This is a genomic window from Halarchaeum acidiphilum MH1-52-1 (genome assembly GCF_000474235.1).
GTDB classification, from domain to species: Archaea; Halobacteriota; Halobacteria; order Halobacteriales; family Halobacteriaceae; genus Halarchaeum; species Halarchaeum acidiphilum.
On record NZ_BATA01000002.1, the window covers coordinates 37,982 to 63,224 of the forward strand.

Below are 25,243 nucleotides of genomic sequence, written 5' to 3' on the forward strand. Positions count from 1 at the left end.
CGACGGGAGGCTTAACCGCTCCCGGGACCTCGGGACGCCCATGATCACGCTCCTCGGGACGGCGCTCGCGTCCGAGGGCACCGAGTTCGTCTATCGGGGCGAATCGGACGCCTGCGAGGGCTGCCCGTACCGAAAGCAGTGTCTCACGCTGGAGGAGGGCGTCCGCTACACGGTGACGGACGTCCGCGACGGCGGCCAGACGCTCGACTGCGCGGTCCACGACGACGGCGTCCGCGCCGTCGAGGTCGAGCCGGCGTCGATCACGGCCGCGGTGCCGTCGAAGGGCGCGTACGCGGGCAGCAAGGGGAAGCTCGCGGGCCCGTGCCCGCACGTCGACTGCCCCGGCCACGAGTACTGCGTGCCGAAGGGCGCCGAGATGGACGCGGAGTACAAGATCGACGAGATCGTCGGCGATCCGCCGCAGGACTACTGCGCGCTCGACCGGGAGTTGACGCTCGTGGAGTTCGCGCCCTCCGAGGGGGACTGACCGATGTTCGGGGCGGGCTCGCCCTCGTAGCCGAACTGCTCTTCGTACCCGTACGACGAGAGGAGGACGGGCCAGAACGTCTCGTCGGCGACGAGCGGTTCGCCGTCCGCGGCCGCGAACGTCTCGCCCGCCTCGACTTCTTGGAAGTTCTCGACGAAGACCTCGTACTCGTCGGCTTCGGGTTTCGGAATGGGATCGCCCATTCGGAACGTCGGGAGTTCGTGCGGCACGGTGTCTCCCGGGAGGACGCCCGTTGCGGTGAGGAGTTCGCGTGCGAGCGTGTAGGCGTTCTCCGCGGCGGTCTCGGATCCCTGCAAGCCCGCCTCGACCTCGATGATGTCCGCGTTCGCGGCGAACAGCCGACCACCGCCGAACTCCTCGACGTCGACGAGGGCGGCGACGGAGAGTTGCGGGACGATCTCGCGGACGTGTTCTTGGCGACCGTCGGAGACGGCGAACGGGTCGGCGTGGCTCTGCGTCGAGTGGATCGAGAGCGCGGTCGTCCCCTCGATCTCGTCGGCGAGTGCTTCCGCGAGGCGTCGCTCGTGGGCGTCTTCGGGAACGTCGTCGTCGAACGAGCGATTGAGGTCGGCGTCGACGTAGCGGACGCCGCGTTCGAGCGCGCGCTCGTTCGCGACGACGAGCTTCACGGGCCGTTCGAGGTCCGGAGCGTCGGATTCGAGACGCTCGATGGCGCGGACGCCGCAGGGTTCGTCGCCGTGGATGCCGCCGACGATGGACACCTCCGGCATGCCCTCGCCCAGTTGGACTACGCGCATTCGCATCGTGATACGGGACGCGCGCCCAAGTCGGCTTCGGCGTGTCCCTCCGACGCGGTTAGGTGGCGTGAGGCGATAGCCTTCCGTGAGAACCGTGAACGATCACACGCGCGACGACACGGTCGCGCCACCCATCGGCGACTCGCCCGCCGGGTGGGCGCGCGAGCGCCGCGCGTCGAACGGCTGGGAGCACGGGACGCTGCGCCGCGCGGTCGTCCACGGCGTCCGCCTCCACAACGCGGGCGCGTACCACGCCGCCCACGATTGCTTCGAGGCGGAGTGGTACAACTACGGGCGCGGCACCACGGAGAGCGCCTTTCTGCACGGGATGGTGCAGGTCGCCGCGGGCGCGTACAAGCACGCCGACTTCGAGGACGACGCCGGCATGCGCTCGCTCTTCGGGACGGCGCGCCAGTACCTCGCGGGCGTGCCCGTCGACTACTACGGCGTGGACGTCCGCGACGTCCGCGAGACAATTGGTGCGGCGCTCGACGACCCCACCGAGATCGAGGAGTGGGGTGTGACGCTCGACGGCGAGCGGCCCGTCGCGAGCGAGCGCGACTACGCGTACGCCGAACGCGTCGAGTGAGCGCGAAACAGCGCGGTTAAGGCCCTCCAACCCCCACCCACGAAGTGCGCGCGAGGGTAGCCAAGCTCGGCCAACGGCGACGGACTCAAGATCCGTTCCTGTAGAGGTTCGAGGGTTCGAATCCCTTCCCTCGCACGTTCAGGGCGTCGCCCTGTGACGGTGCGTGGAAGGTTCGAGCCAGTGAGGAGGTTTCCTCCGACCGTGGTTCGAATCCCTTCCCTCGCACGTCACGGTGTGGCGACGCACCTATCGTGCGGAAGTCCGCAGGACGGACTTCCCTCGCACAACCTTCCTATCGCGACCGCCCGTGTAGCGACGGCTCTGCGCGTCGACCCGAATCCCTTTGCCGACCGCGCGGGTTGCCCCCGTATGGACGATCAGACGGCCGTCGCGGAGGCGGCGGCGACGGCTGGCGCGGAGGTCGCGATCGGTGGGTTCCGAACGGAGATGGACGTCGAGACGAAGGCCGGGAAGACGGATGTGGTGACCGCGTTCGATCGGAACGCCCAGCGCGCGGTCATCGACGTGATTCGGGAGTCGGACGCGGCGGTCGCGGTCGTCGGCGAGGAGGAGGACGAACTGAAGGAGATCCCGGAGTCGGGACCGTGCTGGGTGGTCGATCCGATCGACGGGACGAGCAACTTCGTTTCCGGGGTGCCGATCTGGGCGACGAGTGTCGCGGCGGCCGTGGACGGCGAGGCGGTCGCGGCGGCGAACGTCCTGCCGGCGCTCGACGACGTGTACGTGACGGACGGCGAGGAGACGACGCTGAACGGCGAGCCGGTGTCGGTGAGCGCGGCGAGCGATCCGGAGACGTTCACGGTCGCGCCGACGCTCCGGTGGTCGCGCGACTCCGCGCCCGCGCTCGGTGCGCTCTGCCGCGATCTCATCGCGGACTACGGCGATATCCGGCGCTTCGGGAGCGCGCAGGCCACGCTCGCGATGGTCGCTTCGGGGCAGATCGAGGCCGCGGTCTCCGCGGTGCCGAGCCACCCGTGGGACACCGTCGCGGGCGTCGCGATGGTCCGCGCGGCCGGCGGGACGGTGTCGGACGTCCACGGCGAGCGCTGGACGCCGGACGCCACCGGACTCATCGCCTCGAACGACACCGCGCACGACGCGCTCGTCGAGACGGCGCGGACGGCGCTGGAGTAGCCGGCCACGAGAGCTGGCGGGCGCCGATGTGTCGCGGTGCGTACGGTGCGGCGCTGTGCGTGGTACGGTGCGGCGCTGTGCGTACGGTGCGGTGCGGCGCTGTGCGTACGGTACGGTGCTGTGCGTACGGTGCGGTGCGGCGCTGTGCGTACGGTGCGGCTCGGATCGGAACCGGTAAGGGACGCCTCGTGCGTGTACCTCGCATGGGGTTCCCCGAATCGGATGCGGAGCGGGCGTGGACGGCGATATTGGGCGTCGCCGTCGTCGCCCTCGTCGGCGGGTCGCTCGCCTTCCCGGATCGCGTCTACGGCGGGTTCGTCTGGCACTACTTCTGGGGTCCGGTGTACGCGGACGCGCACAGCGCCGCGTGCGTCGTCTGGGACGGCGGCGCACGGACGCTCCTCTACGAGAACGCGAAGTGCGCGGCGGCGTCGGGGATCGTCGCCGAGCCGGGGTACACCCTCGTCTCGGAGGCGGGATACGCGCTGACGCTGGTGTTCATGCTCACGGGCGTCGTCTTCCTCATCCGGCGACTCGACGTCGGTGAGGAGTACTCCCTCCTCTACGCGCTCTTCCCGTTCATGCTGTTCGGCGGCGCGCTCCGCGTCGTCGAGGACGCGGATGACACGGTCCCGACGTCGCTCATCCACTACCCGCTGAACGCGCTCATCATCAGCCCGGTCATCTACGTCACCGTCTTCGCGCTGACGCTGGTCGCGCTCCTCCTCGCGGTGTGGCTCGCGCGCACCGGGCGCACCGCGGGCTACGAGCGCCCGCTGTTCGCCTTCGGGACGGGCCTGCTCGCCCTCACGCTCGCGTACCTCTGCGCACTCGTCGTCACGGACCCGAACGTCTCCTTCCACCCGGTGTTCACGATCCTGACGTACCTGATCGCGGGCGCGGTCACCGCCGCGGACTACTGGCTGCTCACGCGCCACGCGCCCGGCGTCCTCTCCGGGTCGGGGATCGCGGGCGTGCTCGTGATCTTCGGCCACGCGATCGACGGCGCGTCGAACGTCCTCGGTCTCGATTTCGGGAAGGAACTCGGACTGCCGTACGACCTCACCCCGAAGCACCCCGTGAACCGGTTCATCGTCCGGTTCACCGAGGGAGTCCTCCCGCACTCGGTGACGGACGCCATCGGCGCGGCGTGGCCGTTCCTCCTCGTGAAGATCGTCGCCGCGACGTTCGTCGTCTCGCTCTTCGACGCGAAGATGTACGAGGAGAACCCGCGCTACACGGTCCTCCTGCTCGTCGCGGTGCTCGCCGTCGGTCTCGGTCCCGGCACGCGCGATATGCTCCGGGCGACCTTTGGGGTGTAGGCGGGACCGAGCGAAGCGAGGGCCCGCCGAACAAACGAGCGAACGGGGAGAGCGACACGCGAGAACGAGCGAACGGGGAGAGCGACACGCGAGAACGAGCGAACGGGGAGAGCGCGGTCCCGCTGGGACCGGGACCCGAACGGCGACGCCGTGAGGAACGACCCGTGAGCAAGCGGGACCGAACGGCGTGCGGACACCAGACGGGCGGGGAGATCCCCGATTGACCGTGTTCCCTCAGGGGAACGGGTGGTGTCGCCGGTCGAGGCGGGTCTCGAACCCCAACCGCTCGGGCACGTCGCGTGCGCGCGCGCCGAAGTAGGCGTCGCCGAAGAAGAGCGGCTGGGCGTCGGGAACGAGGACGCGGACGGCCCGGAAGCCGAGGTGCGCGACGTCGCGGGTCGTGAGGTCGGACGCGTAGGCGTCGAGACCGGCGTCGGCGAGTCGGTCGAGTACGGCGTCGAGTTCGGCGGGACCGTCGGGCACCGCGTCGGGACCGGTATCGGCGAGCGCCACCGCTGCGTCGGCGTCGATGAAGTCTCGGGCTTCGCGGGGGAGATCGGCGTACGCGCCGATGGCGCCCTGTTCGTCTCGCGCGCGATCGCGGCCCATGTCGCGAAGCTCGATCCAGTTCTGTATCGCCTCGCAGAGCGCGCCCCGGGCGGCGTCGGTGGCGTCGAGCGACGCGGCGCTCCCGAGCGCGAAGCGGGGCCACTCGCCCTCGCGGTGGACGGCGACGGCGACGACGGGGACGTCGACGTCCTGCGTGCAGAGGAGCGCGGTGACGGCAAGCCCTTCCGCGCCTGCGCGCCGGGCGAGCGTGTCGTACGCCTCGTCGGCGACGTCGAGTTCGAGCGGGTCGAACGTCGAGTACCACGCGAGCATCGTCGCGTCGCGCTCGATCGTCTCGTAGAGTCCCGAGCGGAGGGCCTCGACGGGATCGTTGCCGAGGCCGAGTCCGGTCGTGAGCGCGGGACGGTGGGTCTCCTCGGGCGGCGGGAAGTGGACGAACTCGGCGGGGAGGAGCGCCTCCTCGCGCGTGCCGAGGTGGACGCCGGGGACGACGCGCAGTCCGTCGTCGCGCGAGACGGCGGGCGCGTCGGCGGGGCGGACGAAGGCGTCCGGCGCGAGCGCGTCCGGGTGCGTCGGCTTGACGAGATCGAAGTCGGCGTCGCGATAGACGGCCGCGCAGTAGCGTTCGAGTCCCTCGCCGACGGCCTTCACGAACGCCGCGTCCCAGTCGAGTCCGACGCCGGCGGCGAGTCCGCGGCTGTCCGCGCCGCCGAGCGCCGTCGTGTCGCAGGTCGTCGCGAGATAGTACGGCGCGGGGTAGGTCTCGCGCTCGCCGACCTCGGTGACGAGTCCGACGCGGTCGTCGACCGCGCGCTCGGCTTTCGCGACGGCGTCGTCGAGCGTGGCGTCCGCGCTCTCGCGTCCGGGGTCGCCGTCGCGCTCGAACGGATCGCAGTCGCAGAACGGCGCGGGCGCGAACGCGCGTTCCGCGTGCGGGACCTCGACGGCCGTTCCGGCGACGCTCGGATCGTCGAGCAGGTCGAGCGCGCGCTTCCCGGCGAGCGCGCCCGCGTACCGCACGTTCGATCGGGCGGCGCTCGGTTCCGCGGTCGTCGCGGGGTCGCCCGCGGCCACGCGGCGCTCCAGACAGGCGAAACACCCCGATCCCGTTTCGGACGCGAACGCGGAGACGGCGGCGTCCACGCTCTCGACGGGGTGCGCGCCGACGCCGCCGATCTCGACGGCGATCCACGGCGTGTCACCGCGGCGTGCGCGCGCGTTCGCGGTCCCGAACCCGTCGCTCCCGGCGAGACCGACGACGACGGCGACGTCGGCGTCGGGGACGGCGTCGAGTCCCCCGTCAGCGGGATCGAGTTCAGCGTCGTCGAGGGCCGCGATCGCGGCGTCGGCGGCCGCGCCGCGTCCCGCGACGGCGTACGTGCGTGCCATACCGTCCGATCGGCGCGAACGAGTCAAAAAACGGGCGGTTCGGACGACGTGTGCGATCGGAGAGAGACGCGGTGCGGGCGGGACCGTGGCCCGGACGGCGGGCGCGCGGAGGGCATCAGGCGAGGAGGGTCTGCGCGACGTCGGCGAGTTCGGTCGGCGTGGCGTCCCGGAGGCGCTCGTCGGCGAGCTTGAGGCGCAGGCGCGGGCGGCCGACCTCGATGGGGACCTTCTCGGTGTCGATGAGACCGGCGTCCTCGAGGTTCGTCTTCGTCCGGCTGAACGTCGCCTTGGAGGCGACCCCGACGTCCTCGCCCCACTTCGAGATGTCGTAGAGGAGGACGCGGTTCTTCGCGGCGACGAGGAGGCTTACCGTCACCTCGTCGAGACCGTGGCCGTCGCCGCGCGCGGTCTCCATCGCGTTCAGCACGCCCGTGAAGTCCCCCTCGATGTCGGAGTCGATCTCGGTGGCGAGCGTGTCGCGGACGCGGGAGATGGCGGGCGTGCGGAGGACGAACTCGTCGGCGTCGTCCCACTCGGTCTCGCGGGCGGCGCGGGCGGCCGAGACGAACTCCTCGTCGTCGGTGGCGAGTCCGGCGGTCCGATCGTCGGCCTCGACGAGCGCGACGACGCGGTCGTCGGTGACGAGCAGCGAGGAGCGCGAGAGGTCGTCGCTCGTGCGCAGTGCGAGCGCGTCGCCCTCGACGAGGTCGGCGGTGCGACTCGCCACGAGGAAGTCGTCCATCACGTCCTTCAACAGGCGGTCGTCGGCCAACAGCAGCGTCTCCGGGAGCGGCCGGTCGGCGGCCATCGCGGCGTCGACGAAGCGCTCGATGGTCGCCGCGGACGGATTGACCATCAAGAGCTGATCGGGCTCGGCGTCGAAGAGGGCCCCCACGATCCCCTCGACGGTCGTCCCGAGTGGGTTCGGTGTCATGCCTGTGTCCGACTACGACGCAACGGCATATATGATTTTATCCCGATACAGCTGAATGAATGGGGTTCGTGGCCCGTTCGCGGCCGAGGACCGCTGATTCACGGACGGCGATGGGGCGCGGCCAGCGTCGGCTCACAGGGCGTCACGGACGTCGTCGGACCACCGGAGTTCGCCGTCGTAGATCGTCGGCGCGTCGGCCGCGTCGAGGAGCGAGCGCGCGTCCGCCCGCGAGAGCGTCAGCGTCGTCTCGTTCCCTCGGAGGTGTCGTTCCGCGTCCGCCGACGCCGGGAGCCGATACGCGGTGCCGTGCCACCACACGGAGTGGGCGTCGTACGTCACCTGGACGCGATCGTCGCCGACCGGCTCGACGGCGAGCGTCGCGGGCGACGCATCGCTCGATCCGGCGACGACGTGCGTGCCGTCGCCGACGACGGCGTACTCCTTGCCCATGGCGATGCGCCGGCGAGCGAGACGGAGCGCGCGCTCGATCTCGAATCCCGCGACGAGCAGGCGAGCGAACGCCGTCCCGACGCGTGCCGCCTGCTCGTCGAGCACCTTCCGGAACGTCACCGCGCCCGCGACGCTCCCGCGCTCGACGAGTTCGAGACCCTCGTGGTAGGAGCCACACGCGTTCAGGAAGAAGGTCCGGGCGTTCGACGTCTCGACGTCCGCGGCGGCGAGCGCGCCGTCCGCGCAGCGCAGCCCGTCGGACTCGCAGTGGCCGATGTAGTGGACGAAGTCGTGCTCGCGGGCGAAGACGGCCGCGAGCTGCGCGCGCGTCAGGTCCTCGCGGAGCGTCACGTCCATCGGGACGTCGGCGGCGCGCTCGCGGTAGATCTCGGCGACGCGGGCGTGCTCGCTCGCCATCGCGGCGTCGTTCAGGATCACGGCGACGGAGAGCGGATCGCCGTCCGTGGCCGTCGCGCGGTCGCTCCCGTACGCCCGCGATCGCGTCTTGAACGCGTCGATGGGTGTCCCGTCGGCCAGCCAGCCGTGGACGCGCCCGCGACGGAGGCGGGGCTTCACGACGTCGACGGCCGCTGTCGATGTCGCCGGTTCCTCGCGATAGAAGGCGTCGAGCGAGCGCCGCAGCAGCTCGCGACCATCGAGCGCCGTGCTCTCCGGCGGGTAGACGTGCCCGAGGCGATGGAGGACCGCGGGGAGCGCGCGGGCGTTCTCGACGGTCGGCTCGACGTACATCGCGAGCGGCCACTCCGGCAGGTCGCCGCGCACGTCGGCGTACGGGACGTCGAGATACGTCCGGAGGCGCTCGGCGATCGGGCGCTCGACGGTCGCGTCCGCGTCGATCTCGAGTCGATCGAGCAGGTCCGTCTCCGCCGTCGGGCGACCGGCGGCGGCGAGGCGAACGAGGCAGTCGAGCCAGAACGTCCGTTCGAGGAGCGCCGGCGCGTCCCGCGCGGGATCCGCGAGCTCGCGGCGGACGCCGACGGCGGACGCGCGGAGGGTCGGCGTCGCGTCCTCGACGGTGCGGACGGACGCCGAGAGGTAGTAGGCCAACGGTGCGGCGACGAACAGCGTCTCGAACTCGGGCGGGAGGACGAGTTCGACGCCGGTCTCGGGGGCGCTTGCGGTGCTGTCCGTGGCGTCGCTCGCCGGGTCGAACGCGAGCGCGGGCGGGTGGTGGCGCATCGACGGCGCGGAGCGCGCCGCGGTCGTCGTCGCGTGCGCGCCCCCGAAGGTGCTGAGCGCGGCGCCGATGCCCGCTGGCGTGGGCGGGACGGTGATCGTCTCGTCGGCGTCCCGAACGCGCGATCGGAACCCGAGCGTGAGATCGCGCTCGTCCGGGAAGGAGAGCGCGACGCCGGGATCGCGCCCGCGATGCGCGACGGTGGCCGGACCGTCGAATCGGAGGAACGTAGCGACGGCGGCGTCGGTGGCGAGGAGGTACGAGCCGTCGTCGAGCGCGGACTCCCCGATCCGAGGGCGACGCGCTCGCCGGTCGCGGTCTCGACGAGGGAGACGGGCGTTGCGGGGAGGGCGAGCCCGCTCGCGGTGCCGGCCGCCGTCGCGTCCACGGGATGCGGGATGGCTCGCGGCTCGCCGCCCGGTCGCCAGTCGGGCGCGCGGACGACGAGTTCTCGACTCGCCCCGTCGACGACCCGGAGTCCGTCTCCAGTCGGCTCGTACGCTAGCACGTCCCGATGAGTAGCGGGAGGGGCCGGATGAATCTGACGCGAGCGTCACGTCGCGTGACACGTCGCGAGCGGGTCGCCCGGACCGGTGCGCGGGCGGGCGCCGACCGTCGCTGGTACCGTCGATTTTGGTCGAAGTCGGGTAGTTTAAGCCCGCCGCGCGGGCCACTCCTAGCATGAGCTACGACCGGGTCCGGGCGGTCGACGACGAGGTGGCGGAGGCGCTGACGGGCGAGCGCGAGCGACAGAACGACACGCTGGCGATGATCGCGAGCGAGAACCACGTCAGCGAGGCGGTCCTCGAAGCGCAGGGGAGCGAACTCACGAACAAGTACGCGGAGGGGTACCCCGGCGAGCGCTACTACGGCGGGTGCGAGTACGCCGACGAGGTCGAGACGCTCGCGATCGAGCGCGCGACGGAACTCTGGGGTGCCGAGCACGTCAACGTCCAGCCCCACTCGGGTTCCTCGGCGAACATGGGCGTCTACTTCTCCGTCCTCGAACCCGGCGACAAGATCCTCTCGCTCGACCTGACGCACGGCGGGCACCTCTCGCACGGCCACGACGTCAACTTCGCGGGCAAGCTCTACGACGTCACCCACTACGAGATCGACCCGGAGACGGGCCGCCTCGACTACGAGGCGCTCGCGCGCAAGGCCGAGAAGACCCAGCCAGACATCATCGTCTCGGGCTTCTCCGCCTATCCCCGACAGGTGGACTGGGAGGCGATTCAGGAGGCCGCGGACGCGGTGGGCGCGTACCACATGGCGGACATCGCGCACATCACGGGGCTGGTCGCGGCGGGCGAACACCCCTCGCCGGTCGGGATCGCGGACTTCGTCACCGGTTCGACGCACAAGACCATCCGCGCGGGCCGCGGCGGCATCATCATGTGCGACGAGGAGTACGCCGACGCCGTCGATACCGCCGTCTTCCCCGGCGCGCAGGGTGGGCCGCTCATGCACAACATCGCCGGTAAGGCCGTCGGCTTCGGCGAGGCCCTCGAACCCGAGTTCAAGGAGTACGCCGCGCAGGTCGTCACGAACGCCGACGTGCTCGGCGAGACGCTGCAGGAGCACGGCTTCTCGCTCGTTTCCGGCGGGACGGACACGCACCTCGTCCTCGCGACCTCCGCGACTCCCACCCGGACGTCACGGGGAGCGACGCCGAGGAGGCCTTAGAGGAGGTCGGCATCGTCCTGAACGGCAACACGGTGCCGGGCGAGACGCGCTCGCCGTTCAATCCGTCGGGTATTCGCGCCGGCACGCCCGCCCTCACCACTCGCGGCTTCGAGGAGGCCGAGATGCGCGAGGTCGGCGACCTCATCGCCCGCGTCATCGACAACCTCGGCGACGAGGAGGTCTACGCGGAAGTCGCCGCGGACGTGCGGGAACTCTGTGACGACCACCCGCTGTACGAATAGCGCGGTTCTGAGCGCGAGCGAAGTTCGACGGAGAAACGAACGGGGAACGCGTGAGACCTGCGAGTAGCGCGGTTCCGTAAGAGGCCGCGAGAAGACGAGACGCGAGGAGTCGCGGGTGCGCGCACGGTCCACGCGCGCGGCTTCTCCGTCCGTCTCACGCTTTTTGTCGCCCCCCGTCGAGCGCGGCGCTCGCGGGGTCCATCTGGCTCCCGCTGTCGCCCTGCACGCCGTCGACGGCGGACGGTTCCGTGACGACGCTGACGTCGTCCGTCCGTGTCGCACTGGATCGTCACCGTCGCGAGGTGGATGTCGCTCGCGCCGGGCCGGTAGCGCTTCTCGACGTTGACGTCCTACATCCACGCGCGACTGCCGTCGGCGGCGACGGCGTGGCGTCCGCGTCGCCCTCGAGGTGGAGGGCGACGTTGCAGCCGCTGAGGCCGTCAGGGACCTCAGGGAGCGTGAGGTTCCCCGTCGTCCCCGTTCACCGTCGTGACGCCGTGGTCGGCGTCGTCAACGGTGAGGTCGAGTGCCGACTCGGCCGTCGCGTTGTGGACGTCGATGGCGACGGTGTCGTTGACGAAGTTCCGACCGACGGGGTCCGTGCGGTTCGCGACGAGCGTGTACTCGCCCGGCTCGCTGAAGTTCAGCGTCGCGGTCCCGTTCGCCCCCGTTTGGAGCGTCCGGTTGCCGACGAAGAGCGTCACGTCGGAGACGTTCGTCCCCCCAACCCGCCGCGTGACGTTCACCGTGACGTTCTCGCCGACCGCGACGTGGCTGTCGTTGACTGTGGCATTGAGGCCGACGACGCAGCGCGTCACGTCGACGCGCGTGCTGGAGACGCGCCACGTGTTCGTGCCATCGCCGGACTTCTTGCTCGTCAGCGTATGCCGACCGGTCTCGTTGAACCGGATGTACGCGATGCCGTTCGCATCAGTCGTGTCCGTGTCGTTCGGCCCGAAGACCCTCGCGCCCTCGACGGGGTCGCCGGCGATGGCCTTCGTGACGCGGAAGGCGGCGACGTCACCGGCCTGAAGCTCGCTCGTCGACGTGCGCTGGAGGACGAGCTGGATACCCTGGTAGTGCACCGTGACGTTCCGCGTGTCGTTCCGGTACTGGGCGTCGGAAGCGTTCTTCGTTACCGTAACCGGGTACTCGCCGATCTCGGTGAACGTGTGGTTCGCGAGGCCGCTCGCGTTCGTCCGCGCGATCCGCGTGCCGTTCGCGTAGAGGCTCGCGTTCGCGATCGGGTCACCCGTACCGCCCTCGATGACCTTGAACACGGTCGTGTTGTTCGGTCGCGGCTGGGAGGTGACGACGGAGAGCTTCGGCTGGACGACGACTGGCGATAGCGTGACGTTCAGCGTGTCGTTCACGTAGTCGGCCGCCCGCGTGTCGTTCACCGCCGTCCGGATCGTGTGGTTCCGTCTGGCCGTGTAGTTCAGCGTCGCCTGACCGTTCTCTCCCGTCGTGAGCGTCCGGTTCGGCCCGGCGACGAGCGTGACGTTCGACGCGACGGTACTGTTGTCGTACTTCGCGCCGACGGTGAAGTTCTCGCCGGGCGCGACCGGCCCGGAGGAGTCCGAGCGATAGAGATTCAAGCCCATCGTCGACGACGCCACCGTGAGGTTGTGCGTGGCGTTCGCGTAGCGGACCTGCTCCGTCGCGTTCTTCGTCGCGGTCAGCGTGTAGTTGCCACCTTCCTCGAAGACGACGTCACCGGTGCCGTTCAGCGCCGTCGTCTCGTTGCCGTAGTGGAGCGTGACGTTGACCGGATTGCTGGTGTGACCGTTCTTCACCGTGACGGTCGCGTTCGTCCCCGGCTGGATCGGGCTTGCCGGCTTCGAGGTGAACTTGAGCTGATCGACGCGCTTCGACACCGTGACGTTAAGCGGCCCCGCGGCCGTGTAGTTCGTCTGCGCGGTGTCGTTCTTCGTCGCGGTCAGCGTGTAGTTCCCGACCGCGGGGAACGTCATGTGGTTCTCGCTCGCGTTGAACCGCTGGGTGTTGTTCCCGTAGTGGAGCGTGACGTTGAGCGTCCCGCTCGTGGCCCCGTTCTTGACCTGAACCGTCACGCTCTCGTTCGGACGGATCGGACCGTTCGAGGTGGGGTCCGTCGAGAAGTGGAGCGCGTTCTCCTCCTTCGTGTCGTTGAGCGCGTATGTCGCGCTGCCGGCGGCGGTACGGTGTAGTTGTGTACTGTTCGTCCCGGTCGTCTCGAGGGCGACTGCCGACCCACTCACCGCGGGGGCCGCGGAGTCGCTCGTGCCGACCGCCGCCGCGCCCGCGCTCGCCGGAACTACCGTGCCGGCGACGACGAGGAACGCGACGAGGACGGCAATGTGTCGGCGTCTCATCTTGCTGTAACGAGGAAACCCCGCCGTTTACGACGGGGAGGAATCGCGTTCGTGAAGGCCACCTCTCGCCTTACAGCGGCCCCTCGGTGTCCAACGCCTTCGCGCCCTGTATGACGAGTCCGCGCCACGTCAGGCCGTGTGCCTCTTTCACTTCGCTCAGTCGTTCGTGCTCTTCGTCGCTCACTTCGATGTTCAAGTTCGGCATCTCCACCGGAACTTAGTTTTTCGATAGTCTTAACTTGCATGGGTTCGTTGGTACTGGTGTGACCGCCACCGCCACGAAAACGTTGCAGGCGACGCTTGCGCCCCCGACGGCGCACAAAGAGCGTCGGCTTCAGCGTACCGTGGCGACGTACCGCCGTGCCCTCTCGGAGTCCTTCGACTCCGGCGCGGACACGCAGTCGGCGGTCAACGATGTCGTCACCGGCTACACGCTCACGTCCTACGCCAAAGACGCGCTCAAGAACTACGTCCCGCAACTTCGGGACACGTACAACGCTTCGGAATTCGAAGACGACCACCCCGTTCGGTTCACAAACCGGGGGTGGCGTCTCGACCACTCCGAGGACCGAACACACGAGTTCTGTTGGCGCGTCCCGCAGGCCGGGCGTGGCAACGCCTTCTGGATTCCGCTCCGCATCAACCCCGCGCAACGGGAGTTGTGGGGCGACCTGCTCGACGGCGACGCGACGGTCGGCGAGTTCCGGCTGACCGAGAACCGCACCAACTGGGTGCTTCACGTCACCGTCGAGTACACGGTCGCGGAACCAGAGGAGCCGGACGACCCGACGCCGGTCGGCTTCGACATCGGCGAATCCAAACTCCTGACGGGCTGTGCCTGTCGGGACGATACTCCGACCCAACCGTGCATCTACGACGGCGGACGCGTCCGCCACCTCCGCAAAGAGATGTTCACGACCCTCCGCCGTCTCCAAGCGCGAGATGCCGAATGGCGCGTGGACGAGCGATTCGACCACTACCAAAATGCTCTCACGGACATCGTGGAGAAGGCGTCCCGCGAAGCCGTCGAGTACGCCCGTTCCTTCGAGAATCCGGTTATCGTTCTCGAAGACCTGTCGTATATCCGCGAACATCTCGACTACGGGAAGTGGATGAACCGGCGACTCCACAACTGGGCGTTCGCGCGTCTCACCGGACGTATCGAGGACAAAGCCCGTGACGCGGGAATCCCGGTGCGGTTCGTGAACCCGGCGTACACGTCGCAAACGTGCCATGCCTGCGGCCACCTCGGGTCGCGGTCGTCGCAGGCGGCGTTTCGATGCACGAACGCTGAGTGTTGGGTTTCGGAGTACCAAGCGGACATCAACGCGGCGGCCAACATCGCTGGCCGCCTCAACCCGTGGGGAGAGAGGTGCGCGCTGAAACCGCACACCAGTGACTCGCCACGGGACGGGAGTGCTTGTGACAGCACCGCAGGACACCGCACGCCGAGTCGGCAACCCCGACAGACGACGCTTGCGGCGTTTCAGTCCTGAAACCTCCCTCGACGCGAGGCTTCCCTTGTAGGAAGCCCCGTCCTTTAGGGCGGGCGAGGATGTCACTGCGGGATGACGAGTCGAGCGTCCGACGCATAAGTCCTCACAGATCGGATATAGCTACTGGCCGAGCGATTCAGCGATCTATATTCGTTGTGGCCGTTCCGGCGTCGCCGTCGGTACCATCCCGCGTCGGTGATGCACGGGCGCGCGGCGTCCCGGTTCTCCGCGTCGTGGGATAGCACGACCGTGCATATTTAGTCGAGTACGGGCGCGCTTTTGCGCACGTATCCGAGATGTTAAAGGAGGCCGAAGGCGGACGTAGGAGTATGACGCACGTCGTAGACGGGAACGCGGTCGCCGAGGACGTCCGTGACGGTCTGAGTGACGCCATCGGGACGCTGAAATCGGAGGGGGTCGAGCCGGGACTCGCCACGGTGTTGATGAGCGACGACGACGCCTCCGCGACCTACGTCTCGATGAAGCAGCGGGACTGCGAGGAGGTCGGGATCGAGGGCATCCACGTCGAGATCGACCCCGACGCGCCCGCCGAGGAACTCTATGAGACCATCGACGACCTGAACGCCGATCCCGACGTCCACGGCATCCTCGTCCAGCTGCCGGTTCCGGATCACGTGGACGACCGGGAGGTGCTGCGCCGCATCGATCCCGCGAAGGACGTCGATGGCTTCCATCCGGAGAACGTCGGGCGCCTCGTCGCGGGGAACGCGCGCTTCAAGCCCTGCACGCCCCACGGCGTCCAGAAGCTCCTCGCGTCGGCGGACGTCGAGACGGACGGGCAGGACGTCGTGGTCGTCGGGCGCTCGGACATCGTCGGCAAGCCGCTCGCGAACCTCTTCGTCCAGCGCGGCGAGGGCGGGAACGCGACGGTCACGGTCTGTCACTCCCACACCGAGGACCTCGAAGCACACACCTCGCGCGCGGACGTCGTCGTCGCCGCCGCGGGCGTCCCCGAGTTCATCGACGGCTCGATGCTCAAGGAGGGCGCGACCGTCGTCGACGTCGGGACGAACCGCGTCGACGCGGACACGGAGAAGGGGTATCGCCTCACCGGCGACGTGGACTTCGAGAGCGCGAAGGAGGTCGCGGACGTCATCACGCCCTCCCCCGGCGGCGTCGGCCCGATGACGCGCGCGATGCTCCTCTACAACACCGTGAAGGCCGCGAGCGACCTCGCGGACGTGAACGTCGAACTCCCGTAGTCCGCGACGCGCCTCACTTTTTTGCTCGCGGCCCGCGAGAGCGACGATATGGCGGACGAACCGAGCGACGACGTGCAGGCGGTGCTCGACTATCTGGCCGAACTGGATCGACCGGAGACACACGAACTCACGCCCGAGCGCGCCCGCGAGGCCACGAGGGCGCTCCGCGGCGACGAGCCGGTCGCGGCGGTCGGCGCCGTCACCGAGCAGGTGGTCCTCGGGCCGGCGCGCGGCATCCCGATCCGGATCTACGAGCCCGCGAGCGACGGCCCGCACCCGGTCGTCGTCTTCTTCCACGGCGGCGGCTTCGTCGTCGGCGATCCCGGCACCCACGACGCGTCCTGTCGGCTCCTGACGAACGCCGCGGACGTCGCCGTCGTGAGCGTGGACTACCGACTCGCGCCCGAACACCCGTTCCCCGCGGCGGTGGAGGACGCCTACGCCGCCACGGAGTGGGTCGCGGCGCACGGCGACGATCTCGGCGCCGACCTCGACACCGATCGGCTCGCGGTCGCCGGCGACTCCGCGGGGGGGAACCTCGCGGCCGTCGTCGCGCTCGCCGCGCGGGAACGCGACGGACCCGACATCGCACAGCAGACTCTCGTCTATCCGGTGACGGACTTCCGCGAGGGCGAGGCGTACGCGTCCTACGATGAGAACGGCGAGGGCTACTTTCTCAGCGCGGCCGATATGACCTACTTCCGGGACCACTATCTCGACTCGTGGGTCCACCCGTCGGACCCGTACTGCTCGCCGCTCGCGGCGTCGAGCCACGCCGACCTCCCGCCGGCGACCGTCGTCACCTGCGGGTTCGACCCGCTTCGCGACGAGGGGGTCGCGTACGCCGACGCGCTCGACGCGGCCGGTACGCCCGTGACGCATCGCCACTACGACGATCTTATTCACGGCGTCATCAACATGGTCGCGCCGCCGCTGGACGTCGCGGGCGGCCGCGAGGTCATCGATGACGTCGCGGCCGATCTCGACGCGAGCCTGCGCTAGCCGGACCGCGGGTGACGGTCTGGGGTCGGACGCACGCCGAGTCGAACGGGGTCAGCGTGCGAGCGTGTCGATGGCGTCGCGCGCCGCCTCGGCGTCGTCCTCGTCGCCGTCGCGCGCGTACCGGCCGATGGCGCGGGCGGCCGTGACGAGGCGCTCCGCGGTCGCGGGCGGGACGTCGCCGTCGAGGGCGTGAGTCCGGCGAACGTGATCGTCGAGCGACGCGAGGAGATCGAGCGCGTCCGTGCGCTCGGGACCGCCGTCGAGGAAGCGACGAACGTCGGCGCGGTAGTCGGCGACGGCGTCCGCGTAGCCGTTCCCGCGCGCGGCACGCATCGAGTCCGGGACGTCGCTCGCCGGCGGTCGATCGCCGGCGGGCGCGCCGCGCAGGAGCGAGACGAAGTAGTACGCCTCGTCCTCGGTGTGGTCGAACGAGCGGGCGAACGCCGCGGCGACGTAGCGCAGTTCCCACGCCGCGAGGACGGCGTCGTCGAGATCGAGGAGTTCGCCGCCGCGGACGAAGCCGCGTTCGTGGGTGTAGTCGCGGACCGCGTCGCGGGCCTCGCGCGCGGCCGCCCGGTAGTCGTCGCGTCCCGCCGCGAGGACGGCGTCGTCGAGGTCGATCGTCGGCGCCCCGTCAGTGTGCTCGCGGCGTTCGTCCTCGGTCGCGACGCTCCGGACGCTGCCGCACTCGGGGCACTGGACGCTCCCGGTCTCGTAGTACGACCACCGCGTCCCGCAGGCCGTACACTCGCGCTCGCCGCGGACTTCCATACTCGGCACCTAGGTCGGCGCGCCGAAAAGCGTGTCCCGTTTCGCCGCGAATGCTTTTGCCCGACCGCGACCTACACACGATCGATCATGGAGAAACTCATCAACGATCCGACCGCGTACGTCGACGAGATGCTCGACGGGATGGTCGCGGCCCGCCCCGAACTCCGGCGTCTCGACGGGACGGAGGTCGTCGTGCGCGCCGACGGTCCCGCGGACGGGCAGGTCGCCGTCGTCAGCGGCGGCGGAAGCGGTCACGAACCGTCGCACGCCGGCTACGTCGGCGAGGGGATGCTCGCGGGCGCGGCGGCGGGCGCCGTGTTCACCTCCCCGACCGCCGATCAGCTCGCCGCGATGATCGAGAGCGCCGACGCCGGCGCGGGCGTCCTCTGCGTCGTGAAGAACTACGAGGGCGATGTGATGAACTTCGACACCGGCGCCGAGATGGCCGGGATGGAGGGCGTCGACGTCGCGCAGGTCGTCGTGGACGACGATGTCGCCGTCGAGGACTCCCTCTACACGAGCGGGCGGCGCGGCGTCTGCGGGACGGTCCTCGTCCACAAGTGCGCGGGCGCGAAGGCCGCGACGGGCGCCGATCTCGACGAGGTGACGCGCGTCGCCGAGAAAGCCGTCGAGAACGTCGGGACGATGGGCGTCGCGCTCACCTCCTGCGTCACCCCCGAGAAGGGCGAGCCGACGTTCGAACTCGGCGAGGACGAGATCGAACTCGGCATCGGCATTCACGGCGAGCCGGGCGTCGAGCGCACCGACGCGATGAGCGCGGACGAGGTCGCCGACACGCTCCTCGACGAGGTTCTCGACGACCTCGGGATCGAATCGGGCGAGGAGGTCGTCACGATCGTGAACGGGATGGGCGGGACGCCGCTCTCCGAACTCTACATCGTCCAGCGCCGCGTCGCCGAACGCCTCGGCGAGGAGGGCGTCGACGTCCACGACGCGTGGGTCGGCGACTACATGACCAGCCTCGACATGGAGGGGTGTTCGGTGACGGTCTGCCGCGTCGACGACGAACTGAAGGAACTGCTCGCGGCGCCCGCCGAGACGCCCGCGCTCACGGTGCGAGAATGAGCGGGCACGGGGACACCGAGGCCCTGCTCGACGCGCTGGCGCGGATCGACGAGCGGATCCACGAGGAGCGGGCGTACCTCACCGAACTCGATTCGCGGATCGGCGACGCCGACCACGGCAACAATCTCGCGCGCGGCGTCGGCGCGGTCACGGACAAACGCGACGAGCTGGCCGGGATGGCGCTCGACGAGGCCGTCAAGACCGTCGGGACGACGCTCATCTCCGAGGTCGGCGGCGCGGCCGGCCCGCTCTACGGCGGCTCGGTGATGGCGGCCTCGCGGGAGTTAGAGGGCGGTCTGGACGCGGAGAGCGCGCTCGCCTTCGCTCGGGCGTACCGGGAGAAACTCATGGAGCGCGGGGACGCCCGCCCCGGCGACAAGACGATGGTGGACGCGGTGGTGCCCGCGGTCCACACCTTCCAGCGCGCCATCGAGGAGGACGATCTCCCGCCGGTCGACGCGCTCGCGAAGGCCGTGGACGCCGCGCGTCGCGGCGTCGAGTACACGGTGCCGCTCCGCGCGTCGAAGGGGCGCGCGTCCTACCTCGGTCTCCGGGCGGTCGGCCACCGCGATCCGGGCGCGACGAGCACGCTGTTCGTCCTCGAGGAACTGCTCGCGACCGCCGAAGACCGGGCCGGCGCGGCGTCGGTGAGGGACGCGCGCGCCGACGACGCGGTCGAGCACGGCGCCGACGCGGAACGCGCGGCGGGCGAGGAGGACGAGTAGATGGTCGGCTTGCTCGTCGTCTCGCACAGCGCGAAGGCCGCGGCGGGGATCGTCGAGATCGCCGCGGAGATGGCGTCCGACGTGTCGCTCGTCGCGGCCGGTGGCGACCCGGACGGCGGAATCGGGACGGACGCGGACGCCATCGCCGAGGGTCTCGCCGAGGCGGACGACGGTGAGGGCGTCGTCGTCCTCGTCGATCTCGGGAGCGCGACGATGAACGCCGAGTTAGCCGTCGAGATGGCGGACGCGGAGGCGATGCTCGCGGACGCGCCCGTGCTCGAGGGAGCGGTGAACGCGGCCGTCCACGCCGCCGGATCGAAGGCGACGCTCGATTCGACGCTGGACGCCGCCGAGGAAGCCCGCGGCATGTCGAAACTCTAGGCGCTGTGGTCGCGGGCGGTGCAGTCGCTCTCCGGTGAGCCAGTACTGGAAAAGCGAAGCGACGCGGTGCGTCGCTCACGGGTGAACACAACGGAAATGGAAGCGGCCGGCCGGGAACAGCCCGGTCGGCCGCTGCCGCCCTGAATTGGTCCCCGCTGACGCTTCGGCCCTCCAAAGCGAAGCGTCACCCGTACCCAATATTCCCGGAGTAATAAGCATGTCGTCGTCGGACGCATGCGCCGTCTTTCCGGTAGCGGCAAGGGTATCGGAGACAGGTCAGTACAATAGGACGTGCCCGCTCGCCGTCTAAGTACAGCAGAGTTATACAATAGGCGTACTAACTGACGTCAGAGAGGATCAGTATGAACGACTTGACAGGATTTCAGCGAGACCTCTTGTACGTCATCGCCGGGGGGGAGGAGCCGCATGGGCTGGCGCTCAAGGAGGAGCTTGAGGAGTATTACGAGAGCGAAGTCCACCACGGCCGCCTCTATCCGAACCTCGACACGCTCGTCGAGAAGGGTCTCGTCGATAAGGGGCAACTCGATCAGCGGACGAACTACTACACCCTCACGCGACGCGGGCGACGCGAACTCGAAGCGCGACGGGAGTGGGAAAACCAGTACGTCGACTTCTAGCTACCAGAGGACGACCGGCCAGACGAACCGGAACAGCAGGTAGATGAGGACGGTCAGTACGGCCGTCATCACGAAGTTCAACACGACGCCGGCGCGCATCATGTGCTTTTGCTTGAGGTAGCCGCTCCCGAAGACGATGGCGTTCGGCGGCGTCGCGACCGGGAGCGCGAACGCGAAGGAGGCGGCGACGGCGCCGGAGACGGCGAGGAAGATCGCGGCGGCGTAGTCCGCCAGCCCGAGCGTCGCGGCGAGCACGCCGCCGAGGCTGATGAGCACGGGGACGATGATCGTCGCCGTCGCCGTGTTCGACGTCATCTCCGTGAGGAAGATGACGAGGAGGGTGACGACGAAGACGATGGCGACGATGGGCGCGCCCGTGAGAGCGTCGAACACCGTGCTCGCGATCCACTTCGTCGCGCCAGTCGCGGCGAAACCGCTCGCGAGCGAGAGACCGCCGCCGAACAGTAGGATCGTCCCCCAGTCGATGTCCTCCAGCTCCTCCCACTCCATCGTGTCGAAGAGGACGAGCGCCGGCACGGCGTAGAGACCGACCATCACGTAGTAGAGCAGTCCCTGATGGCCGCTCGACGTGCCGAGGAGGGTCTTCCCGGAGCCGCCGAACAGCGTCGTGTACGTGACCGGCGACATGTACGGCTGGAGGAAGTCACCGAGACCGCCGACGACCCAGAGCAGGGCCGTCCCGGCGAAGATGCCGGCGACGATGCGGCCCTCGCGCGGGAGGTCCCCCTCCTCGCGGAGGTACCGCCGCGCTTCCGCTTGCGCCCCGCTCACGTCGTCGATCTCCGGCGGGAAGAGGACGTACGTGAGGACGAACCAGACGATCGGCAGCGTGACGATGACGATCGGGATGCCGATGAGCAGCCAGTCGAAGAAGGAGACCTCGTAGTTGAGGAGCTGCTGGAGTTGGCCGGCGACGATGGCGTTCGGCGGCGTTCCGATGAGGGTCCCGACGCCGCCGACGGACGCGGCGTACGCCGTGCCGAGCAGCATCGAGATCTGGATGTTCGTGAACTCTCCGTCGTCGCTCTGCTCCATGAGCTTCTCGCGGCCGATGACCTGCGTGAGGACGCCGACGGCGATGGGCGCCATCATCGCGGACGTCGCGGTGTTCGACACCCACATCGAGAAGAACGCGGTGGCGATCATCACCGCGGCGACGAGCTTCCGGGGCGAGGACCCCATCGTCGCCATGAGCCAGAGCGCGACGCGCCGGTCGATGTCGTACTTCTGGAGCGCGTTCGCCAGCATGAACCCGGCGATGAACAGGAAGATGAGGTGGTCGGCGAACGGCGCGAGCGCCTCATCGATGTCGCCGTAGACGCCGAAGGCGGTGAGCAACGCGGGAATCGAGAGCGCGGTGACGGCGAGGGGGAGCGCGCCGGTCACCCAGAGGATCCCGGCGAACACCATCGTCGCGATGGCGTACTTCCCCGCGACCGAGAGACCCGCGGGAGTCGGTGCGAGCGCGACGAGCACGGTGGCGACCACCGCGATCCCGAAGACGGTGAGTCGCCCGCGTGCGGTCGAGACGTCTGGACGTATCATTGATACACGGCCACATTGCATACACCCCGGTTAATGATCATCGATGTGGGACGGCGCTCAGAAGTGCTCGACGAGCGCGGCGAGCTGTCCCGAATCGAGTTCCGCCGCGTAGAGGTCGAGGAGCGCGCGGCGGCGCTCGCGACTGAGCGAGCGCGACCCCGACTCCAGCATGGAGACGTGGGCCTGTCGCACCGCGTCGAGTTCCCGCTCGACCGCCCGCTGGTCGTATCCGGCCGCGACCCGGAGGAGCCGCCACGCCCTCGGGGTGATCGCCGCGGCGTCGACGTCGCTCATACAGAGAGGGACCGATAGATCACTGTGAATCGCCTCGGGGTCAAGCTCCGAGGCTTCCCGTTTCGATGACGTGACTTGCAGACACTCGCTGAAAGTCAGCGGTGTCCGTAGCGGTCACGGTCTCCACGGGCGTGTCTTCGGGCCATCCCAGCCCTAGTTCAGAAAAGCCACTCTTGAGGACGTTCATCGCCGCATTCGCATCCCGATCTGTCTCGAACCCACAGCTCGGGCAGGAGTGTTCTCTGACCCAGATGGGTTTCGCCGTCTCCACACCACACGACGCGCACTCCTTCGTCGTGCCTCGTGCTTCGACCTGCTTGACGTGACAACCGTACAGGTCGGCCTTGTAGTCGAGGAGAGTGATGAATTGTCGCCACGCAACATCCTGTTTGTTGCGAGCGGTCTCATCTCCCTGAAGCATACTCTGGACGTTCAGGTCTTCAACGAACACGGCGTCGTATTCCTTGACGAGCCACGTCGTGAGTTTGTGCTGGTAGTCCAGCACCTTCCGCCGAATGTGACGCTTCACCGTAGCGACCTTCTGGCGTTGTCTCCCGTAGTTGTTCGACCCCTTCTCCTTCCGCGACAACTTGCGTTGTTCGCGGCGCAGACGCTCGTATTCATCCTCAAGGTCGAGCCAATCCACGGTCTTACCGTCACTGGTGTGGCTGTAGGTGAGGATTCCGAGGTCTATTCCCACGCTGTTGCTCGCGTTAAGCGATTCCAGTGCGGGTTTCTCAGGCAAGTCGGCATCCTCGGTGTCTAATCCGAAGGAGACGAACCACTCGCCGGTCGTCTCCTTCTTGAACGTGACTTCTTTGATAGTGGCGTGGTCGGGAATCGGGCGGTGGTAGCGGATTTTCACCCAGCCGATTTTGCTGAAGCGGACGTAAGCGACCCTGTCGCGGCCCCTCTTTTCATCGAGGTCGAAACCGGACTGGTTGTACGTCACACTCCGATAGTCAGTGGGTACTTGCCGCTTGAGCCGACCAACGTTGTACCCTTTCTCTGTCTTCTTGTGAAGGTTCGAGAGGTTACGGTGGAAGCGAGCGACAGTGGCTTGGGCGGCTTTCGAGTGCAGTTCGCTGAACACCGGCCACTTTCGCTTCCACTCGGGGAGTTTGTTGTTCTGGTCGTACTCACTCGGGTTGTCGTCCGCTGGGCTGTTCTCGTAGTCCCATCGGACGTGGTTGTAGAGTTGGCGATGAACGTCGAGATGGTGTTCCAGTCGCTCCGCTACCTCTTGTGTCGGGTAGGCGCGGTAGCGGTGACTGTGTTCCATCGCTGTCTCTTGATTAGCGATGTGTTCACTTGATAGTTTGTATCACGGGTTGTCGGCTTCATCCCCGGGGTCAAGCCCCGGGGTATTCGCCTCGACCGCCGATAAATCGCCCGCCATCGACAAGCGTCGCCCGCACGTATGCGCGCTCGTATCCCCGTGAACTCCCGTCTCGCCACCGCGGTCGTCGGTCTCGTCGCCTCGCTCGCGATCAGCGCCGCCGTTCACTACGTCACCGGCTGGTTCGTCTTCTTCCTCGCCGTCCCCTTCGTCCCGCTGCTCTTTCGCGGCCTCCGCGGTGCGGGTTCGGATGAGAGTGAGGGACCGGGGACGCCGCCGACGCCGCGGACCTGCCCGGAGTGCGGATTCGCGACGACCGATTCCGAGGTGCGCTACTGCCCGCGCGACGGGACGGAACTGCGCTAGGCGTCCTCGGTGTCGCCCGCATCGCCCGCCCCACTCACGTCGTCCGCACCGTCGTCGATCCCGCGGACGTCGTCGAGGGAGGCCTGTACCGTTCTCGCCGTGGGCGTCGACGGGCCGATCGCCTTCGGTTCGATGGGCGCGCCCGCGAGGAGTTCGGGGAGGACGAGGCGGACGAAGTGGACGATCAGGACGAGGAGCATCGGCCCGAGGAAGATGCCGTACCACCCGAAGAGGAGCGGCCCGAAGATGTACGCGAGCATCACCATCCCGAGGTGGAGGTTGCGCCCGGAGACGTACGGTCGCAACACGAGGTCGGGCACGACGTCCACGACGACGAACGAGACGGCGACGTACAGCACGGGGAACCAGAACGCGTCGGGATCGGTCGTCGCCGCGCGGACGACGAGGAGCGCGGTGACGGGGACGTAGACGAGCTTGATGCCGACGACGGGGATGAGGCTCGCGATCCCCGTGAGGACGCCGAGGAGGGCGGGATAGGGGACGCCGACCCCTGCCGGCGCGACGTAGTCGAGCAGGCTGTACGAGATGGCCCCGATGATCGCCGTGATGACCGCGTTGAGGATGTTGCCGAAGAAGATGTTCGAGAAGTCCGAATCGACGCGCTTGGCGTACGCGTAGACGACGCCCTCCGCGTCGTCGAAGCGCCGGTGGAACCACGCGGCGAGGCGCGCGTCGTCGCGCAACAGGTAGAAGGCGATGGTGAGCATGACGAACGCGTGGAGCGCGACGGTCCCGAAGAACCCGAGGTAGCCCTGCGCGGCCGAGATCACGCCCCGGAGCGTCGCGAGCGCGTCCTCGGAGGCGAGGAGCGACTGCGGATCGCGGACGATGCTCGCGACGTCGACGTACGGCGTCAGCACGGACTCCAACTGCTGGAAGCTCGTCGGATGCGCGCTCAGGTAGGCGTTGAGTTCTTGGAGACCGATAGCGAACGCGTACGCCAGCAGGAGCAGCGCCGGGAGGGCGAAGACGAGCAGGCTCACGATCGCGGCGAGCGTCGGCGGCCGGATCCGGTCCCGGAGGCGCCGATACACCGGGCGCACCGCGTAGTAGATGAAGACGCCGAAGACGAACGTCCCGATGAACGAGTAGACGACGAACGCGAGCACGCCCGCGCAGACGGCGGCCATCACCCACCACCCGAGCCGCGCGCGATCGACGTCCCACGTCGAACTCATGG

At 68.9% G+C, this 25,243-nt stretch carries 24 protein-coding genes, 1 tRNA gene and 1 pseudogene; 15 read left to right on the plus strand and 11 right to left on the minus strand.

Annotation, left to right across the window (positions count from 1 at the left end):
- Nucleotides 1–40 precede the first annotated feature (40 nt).
- Nucleotides 41–487, plus strand: a complete 447-nt coding sequence (locus AOZ13_RS00685; RefSeq protein WP_020222678.1) for a UPF0179 family protein — start codon at nucleotides 41–43, stop codon at nucleotides 485–487.
- Here the strand turns inward: AOZ13_RS00685 and AOZ13_RS00690 are convergent.
- A complete protein-coding gene (locus AOZ13_RS00690) occupies nucleotides 427–1,266 on the minus strand; it encodes a M14 family metallopeptidase (RefSeq protein ID WP_020222677.1) in 840 nt (279 codons plus the stop codon). The genes AOZ13_RS00685 and AOZ13_RS00690 overlap by 61 nt on opposite strands.
- Before the next feature lie 94 nt (nucleotides 1,267–1,360).
- Here AOZ13_RS00690 and AOZ13_RS00695 point away from each other — a divergent pair, with 94 nt between their 5' ends.
- From AOZ13_RS00695 to AOZ13_RS00710, 4 genes are all read left to right on the plus strand, one after another.
- Nucleotides 1,361–1,855 (plus strand): DUF309 domain-containing protein, encoded by a 495-nt coding sequence (locus AOZ13_RS00695; protein WP_020222676.1) that lies wholly within the window; start codon nucleotides 1,361–1,363, stop codon nucleotides 1,853–1,855.
- Nucleotides 1,856–1,905: 50 nt separating this feature from the next.
- Nucleotides 1,906–1,990 (plus strand) — tRNA-Leu (locus AOZ13_RS00700).
- Between the two features lie 234 nt (nucleotides 1,991–2,224).
- Nucleotides 2,225–3,010, plus strand: coding sequence for an inositol monophosphatase family protein (locus AOZ13_RS00705; protein ID WP_021779538.1), 786 nt, complete (start codon nucleotides 2,225–2,227; stop codon nucleotides 3,008–3,010).
- Nucleotides 3,011–3,213: 203 nt separating this feature from the next.
- Nucleotides 3,214–4,332, plus strand: coding sequence for a DUF63 family protein (locus tag AOZ13_RS00710; RefSeq protein WP_020222883.1), 1,119 nt, complete (start codon nucleotides 3,214–3,216; stop codon nucleotides 4,330–4,332).
- 234 nt (nucleotides 4,333–4,566) lie between these two features.
- Here AOZ13_RS00710 and AOZ13_RS00715 read toward each other — a convergent pair whose 3' ends face one another.
- The 3 genes from AOZ13_RS00715 to AOZ13_RS00725 form a co-directional block, all read right to left on the minus strand.
- Nucleotides 4,567–6,291, minus strand: coding sequence for a YcaO-like family protein (locus AOZ13_RS00715; protein ID WP_021779539.1), 1,725 nt, complete (start codon nucleotides 6,289–6,291; stop codon nucleotides 4,567–4,569).
- A 115-nt stretch (nucleotides 6,292–6,406) separates the two neighbouring features.
- Nucleotides 6,407–7,225 (minus strand): transcriptional regulator TbsP, encoded by an 819-nt coding sequence (tbsP, locus tag AOZ13_RS00720; protein WP_020222747.1) that lies wholly within the window; start codon nucleotides 7,223–7,225, stop codon nucleotides 6,407–6,409.
- A gap of 132 nt (nucleotides 7,226–7,357) precedes the next feature.
- Nucleotides 7,358–8,875 carry a CHAT domain-containing protein gene (locus tag AOZ13_RS00725; RefSeq protein ID WP_049933636.1) on the minus strand — a complete coding sequence of 506 codons (1,518 nt, stop codon included), beginning with the start codon at nucleotides 8,873–8,875 and terminating at the stop codon, nucleotides 7,358–7,360.
- Between the two features lie 33 nt (nucleotides 8,876–8,908).
- Here AOZ13_RS00725 and AOZ13_RS14310 point away from each other — a divergent pair, with 33 nt between their 5' ends.
- Both AOZ13_RS14310 and glyA read left to right on the plus strand, forming a co-directional pair.
- Nucleotides 8,909–9,391: a hypothetical protein gene (locus AOZ13_RS14310; protein WP_049933638.1), complete on the plus strand. Its 483-nt coding sequence runs from the start codon at nucleotides 8,909–8,911 to the stop codon at nucleotides 9,389–9,391.
- Between the two features lie 163 nt (nucleotides 9,392–9,554).
- Nucleotides 9,555–10,801 (plus strand): annotated as a pseudogene (gene glyA / locus AOZ13_RS00730) (serine hydroxymethyltransferase).
- A 449-nt stretch (nucleotides 10,802–11,250) separates the two neighbouring features.
- On the opposite strand, the gene AOZ13_RS00735 reads toward glyA, so the two are convergent.
- The gene (locus AOZ13_RS00735) at nucleotides 11,251–13,155 is read right to left on the minus strand and encodes a hypothetical protein (protein ID WP_020222045.1); all 1,905 of its coding nucleotides are present in this window, start codon (nucleotides 13,153–13,155) and stop codon (nucleotides 11,251–11,253) included.
- 70 nt (nucleotides 13,156–13,225) lie between these two features.
- On the minus strand, nucleotides 13,226–13,360 hold the full coding sequence (locus AOZ13_RS15165) for a hypothetical protein (RefSeq protein WP_267879169.1): 135 nt from the start codon (nucleotides 13,358–13,360) through the stop codon (nucleotides 13,226–13,228).
- A 58-nt stretch (nucleotides 13,361–13,418) separates the two neighbouring features.
- On the opposite strand from AOZ13_RS15165, the gene AOZ13_RS00740 reads away from it, so the two are divergent.
- The 3 genes from AOZ13_RS00740 (at nucleotide 13,419) to AOZ13_RS00750 (ending at nucleotide 16,876) form a co-directional block, all read left to right on the plus strand.
- Nucleotides 13,419–14,651: an RNA-guided endonuclease TnpB family protein gene (locus AOZ13_RS00740; RefSeq protein ID WP_021779542.1), complete on the plus strand. Its 1,233-nt coding sequence runs from the start codon at nucleotides 13,419–13,421 to the stop codon at nucleotides 14,649–14,651.
- Between the two features lie 329 nt (nucleotides 14,652–14,980).
- Nucleotides 14,981–15,874: a bifunctional 5,10-methylene-tetrahydrofolate dehydrogenase/5,10-methylene-tetrahydrofolate cyclohydrolase gene (locus AOZ13_RS00745; protein WP_020222688.1), complete on the plus strand. Its 894-nt coding sequence runs from the start codon at nucleotides 14,981–14,983 to the stop codon at nucleotides 15,872–15,874.
- 48 nt (nucleotides 15,875–15,922) lie between these two features.
- Nucleotides 15,923–16,876, plus strand: a complete 954-nt coding sequence (locus tag AOZ13_RS00750) for an alpha/beta hydrolase (protein ID WP_049933640.1) — start codon at nucleotides 15,923–15,925, stop codon at nucleotides 16,874–16,876.
- A gap of 51 nt (nucleotides 16,877–16,927) precedes the next feature.
- On the opposite strand, the gene AOZ13_RS00755 is transcribed toward AOZ13_RS00750, so the two are convergent.
- Complete coding sequence (locus AOZ13_RS00755; RefSeq protein ID WP_021779545.1) at nucleotides 16,928–17,647, minus strand: DUF7117 family protein; 720 nt, start codon at nucleotides 17,645–17,647, stop codon at nucleotides 16,928–16,930.
- 87 nt (nucleotides 17,648–17,734) lie between these two features.
- On the opposite strand from AOZ13_RS00755, the gene dhaK reads away from it, so the two are divergent.
- The 4 genes from dhaK to AOZ13_RS00775 all read left to right on the plus strand — a co-directional run bounded on the left by dhaK (nucleotide 17,735) and on the right by AOZ13_RS00775 (nucleotide 20,477).
- Nucleotides 17,735–18,733, plus strand: a complete 999-nt coding sequence (gene dhaK, locus AOZ13_RS00760) for a dihydroxyacetone kinase subunit DhaK (protein WP_020220592.1) — start codon at nucleotides 17,735–17,737, stop codon at nucleotides 18,731–18,733.
- Nucleotides 18,730–19,458: a dihydroxyacetone kinase subunit DhaL gene (gene dhaL / locus AOZ13_RS00765; RefSeq protein WP_020220591.1), complete on the plus strand. Its 729-nt coding sequence runs from the start codon at nucleotides 18,730–18,732 to the stop codon at nucleotides 19,456–19,458. Before dhaK ends, dhaL begins: the two co-directional genes overlap by 4 nt.
- Entirely contained in the window at nucleotides 19,459–19,839 is a 381-nt protein-coding gene (dhaM, locus tag AOZ13_RS00770; RefSeq protein ID WP_020220590.1) for a dihydroxyacetone kinase phosphoryl donor subunit DhaM, read from the plus strand.
- Between the two features lie 362 nt (nucleotides 19,840–20,201).
- A complete protein-coding gene (locus AOZ13_RS00775; protein WP_020220589.1) occupies nucleotides 20,202–20,477 on the plus strand; it encodes a PadR family transcriptional regulator in 276 nt (91 codons plus the stop codon).
- Here the strand turns inward: AOZ13_RS00775 and AOZ13_RS00780 are convergent, their stop codons facing one another.
- Genes AOZ13_RS00780 through AOZ13_RS00790 form a run of 3 tightly spaced genes read right to left on the minus strand, consistent with a single transcriptional unit; the run spans nucleotide 20,478 to nucleotide 23,619 of the window.
- A complete protein-coding gene (locus AOZ13_RS00780) occupies nucleotides 20,478–22,043 on the minus strand; it encodes an SLC13 family permease (protein WP_020220588.1) in 1,566 nt (521 codons plus the stop codon).
- Between the two features lie 57 nt (nucleotides 22,044–22,100).
- Nucleotides 22,101–22,337: a helix-turn-helix domain-containing protein gene (locus AOZ13_RS00785; protein WP_020220587.1), complete on the minus strand. Its 237-nt coding sequence runs from the start codon at nucleotides 22,335–22,337 to the stop codon at nucleotides 22,101–22,103.
- 40 nt (nucleotides 22,338–22,377) lie between these two features.
- Nucleotides 22,378–23,619, minus strand: coding sequence for an RNA-guided endonuclease InsQ/TnpB family protein (locus tag AOZ13_RS00790; protein WP_020220586.1), 1,242 nt, complete (start codon nucleotides 23,617–23,619; stop codon nucleotides 22,378–22,380).
- A 138-nt stretch (nucleotides 23,620–23,757) separates the two neighbouring features.
- Here AOZ13_RS00790 and AOZ13_RS00795 point away from each other — a divergent pair, with 138 nt between their 5' ends.
- The gene (locus tag AOZ13_RS00795) at nucleotides 23,758–24,042 is read left to right on the plus strand and encodes a hypothetical protein (RefSeq protein WP_044956976.1); all 285 of its coding nucleotides are present in this window, start codon (nucleotides 23,758–23,760) and stop codon (nucleotides 24,040–24,042) included.
- Here the strand turns inward: AOZ13_RS00795 and AOZ13_RS00800 are convergent.
- The gene (locus AOZ13_RS00800; RefSeq protein ID WP_020220584.1) at nucleotides 24,039–25,241 is read right to left on the minus strand and encodes an AI-2E family transporter; all 1,203 of its coding nucleotides are present in this window, start codon (nucleotides 25,239–25,241) and stop codon (nucleotides 24,039–24,041) included. The genes AOZ13_RS00795 and AOZ13_RS00800 overlap by 4 nt on opposite strands.
- Between the last annotated feature and the right edge of the window lie 2 nt (nucleotides 25,242–25,243).

Bases quoted from the DNA above. Each gene is read 5' to 3' on its own strand.
- AOZ13_RS00690 (WP_020222677.1), bottom strand. From the start codon at position 1,266: ATGCGCGTAGTCCAACTGGGCGAGGGCATGCCGGAGGTGTCCATCGTC.
- AOZ13_RS15165 (WP_267879169.1), bottom strand. From the start codon at position 13,360: ATGCCGAACTTGAACATCGAAGTGAGCGACGAAGAGCACGAACGACTG.
- dhaL (WP_020220591.1), top strand. From the start codon at position 18,730: ATGAGCGGGCACGGGGACACCGAGGCCCTGCTCGACGCGCTGGCGCGG.
- AOZ13_RS00775 (WP_020220589.1), top strand. From the start codon at position 20,202: ATGAACGACTTGACAGGATTTCAGCGAGACCTCTTGTACGTCATCGCC.
- dhaM (WP_020220590.1), top strand. From the start codon at position 19,459: ATGGTCGGCTTGCTCGTCGTCTCGCACAGCGCGAAGGCCGCGGCGGGG.
- AOZ13_RS00780 (WP_020220588.1), bottom strand. From the start codon at position 22,043: ATGATACGTCCAGACGTCTCGACCGCACGCGGGCGACTCACCGTCTTC.
- AOZ13_RS00715 (WP_021779539.1), bottom strand. From the start codon at position 6,291: ATGGCACGCACGTACGCCGTCGCGGGACGCGGCGCGGCCGCCGACGCC.
- AOZ13_RS00800 (WP_020220584.1), bottom strand. From the start codon at position 25,241: ATGAGTTCGACGTGGGACGTCGATCGCGCGCGGCTCGGGTGGTGGGTG.
- AOZ13_RS00685 (WP_020222678.1), top strand. From the start codon at position 41: ATGATCACGCTCCTCGGGACGGCGCTCGCGTCCGAGGGCACCGAGTTC.
- AOZ13_RS00725 (WP_049933636.1), bottom strand. From the start codon at position 8,875: ATGCGCCACCACCCGCCCGCGCTCGCGTTCGACCCGGCGAGCGACGCC.
- AOZ13_RS00795 (WP_044956976.1), top strand. From the start codon at position 23,758: ATGCGCGCTCGTATCCCCGTGAACTCCCGTCTCGCCACCGCGGTCGTC.
- dhaK (WP_020220592.1), top strand. From the start codon at position 17,735: ATGGAGAAACTCATCAACGATCCGACCGCGTACGTCGACGAGATGCTC.
- AOZ13_RS00735 (WP_020222045.1), bottom strand. From the start codon at position 13,155: ATGAGACGCCGACACATTGCCGTCCTCGTCGCGTTCCTCGTCGTCGCC.
- AOZ13_RS00745 (WP_020222688.1), top strand. From the start codon at position 14,981: ATGACGCACGTCGTAGACGGGAACGCGGTCGCCGAGGACGTCCGTGAC.
- tbsP (WP_020222747.1), bottom strand. From the start codon at position 7,225: ATGACACCGAACCCACTCGGGACGACCGTCGAGGGGATCGTGGGGGCC.
- AOZ13_RS00710 (WP_020222883.1), top strand. From the start codon at position 3,214: ATGGGGTTCCCCGAATCGGATGCGGAGCGGGCGTGGACGGCGATATTG.
- AOZ13_RS00755 (WP_021779545.1), bottom strand. From the start codon at position 17,647: ATGGAAGTCCGCGGCGAGCGCGAGTGTACGGCCTGCGGGACGCGGTGG.
- AOZ13_RS00750 (WP_049933640.1), top strand. From the start codon at position 15,923: ATGGCGGACGAACCGAGCGACGACGTGCAGGCGGTGCTCGACTATCTG.
- AOZ13_RS00785 (WP_020220587.1), bottom strand. From the start codon at position 22,337: ATGAGCGACGTCGACGCCGCGGCGATCACCCCGAGGGCGTGGCGGCTC.
- AOZ13_RS00790 (WP_020220586.1), bottom strand. From the start codon at position 23,619: ATGGAACACAGTCACCGCTACCGCGCCTACCCGACACAAGAGGTAGCG.
- AOZ13_RS00705 (WP_021779538.1), top strand. From the start codon at position 2,225: ATGGACGATCAGACGGCCGTCGCGGAGGCGGCGGCGACGGCTGGCGCG.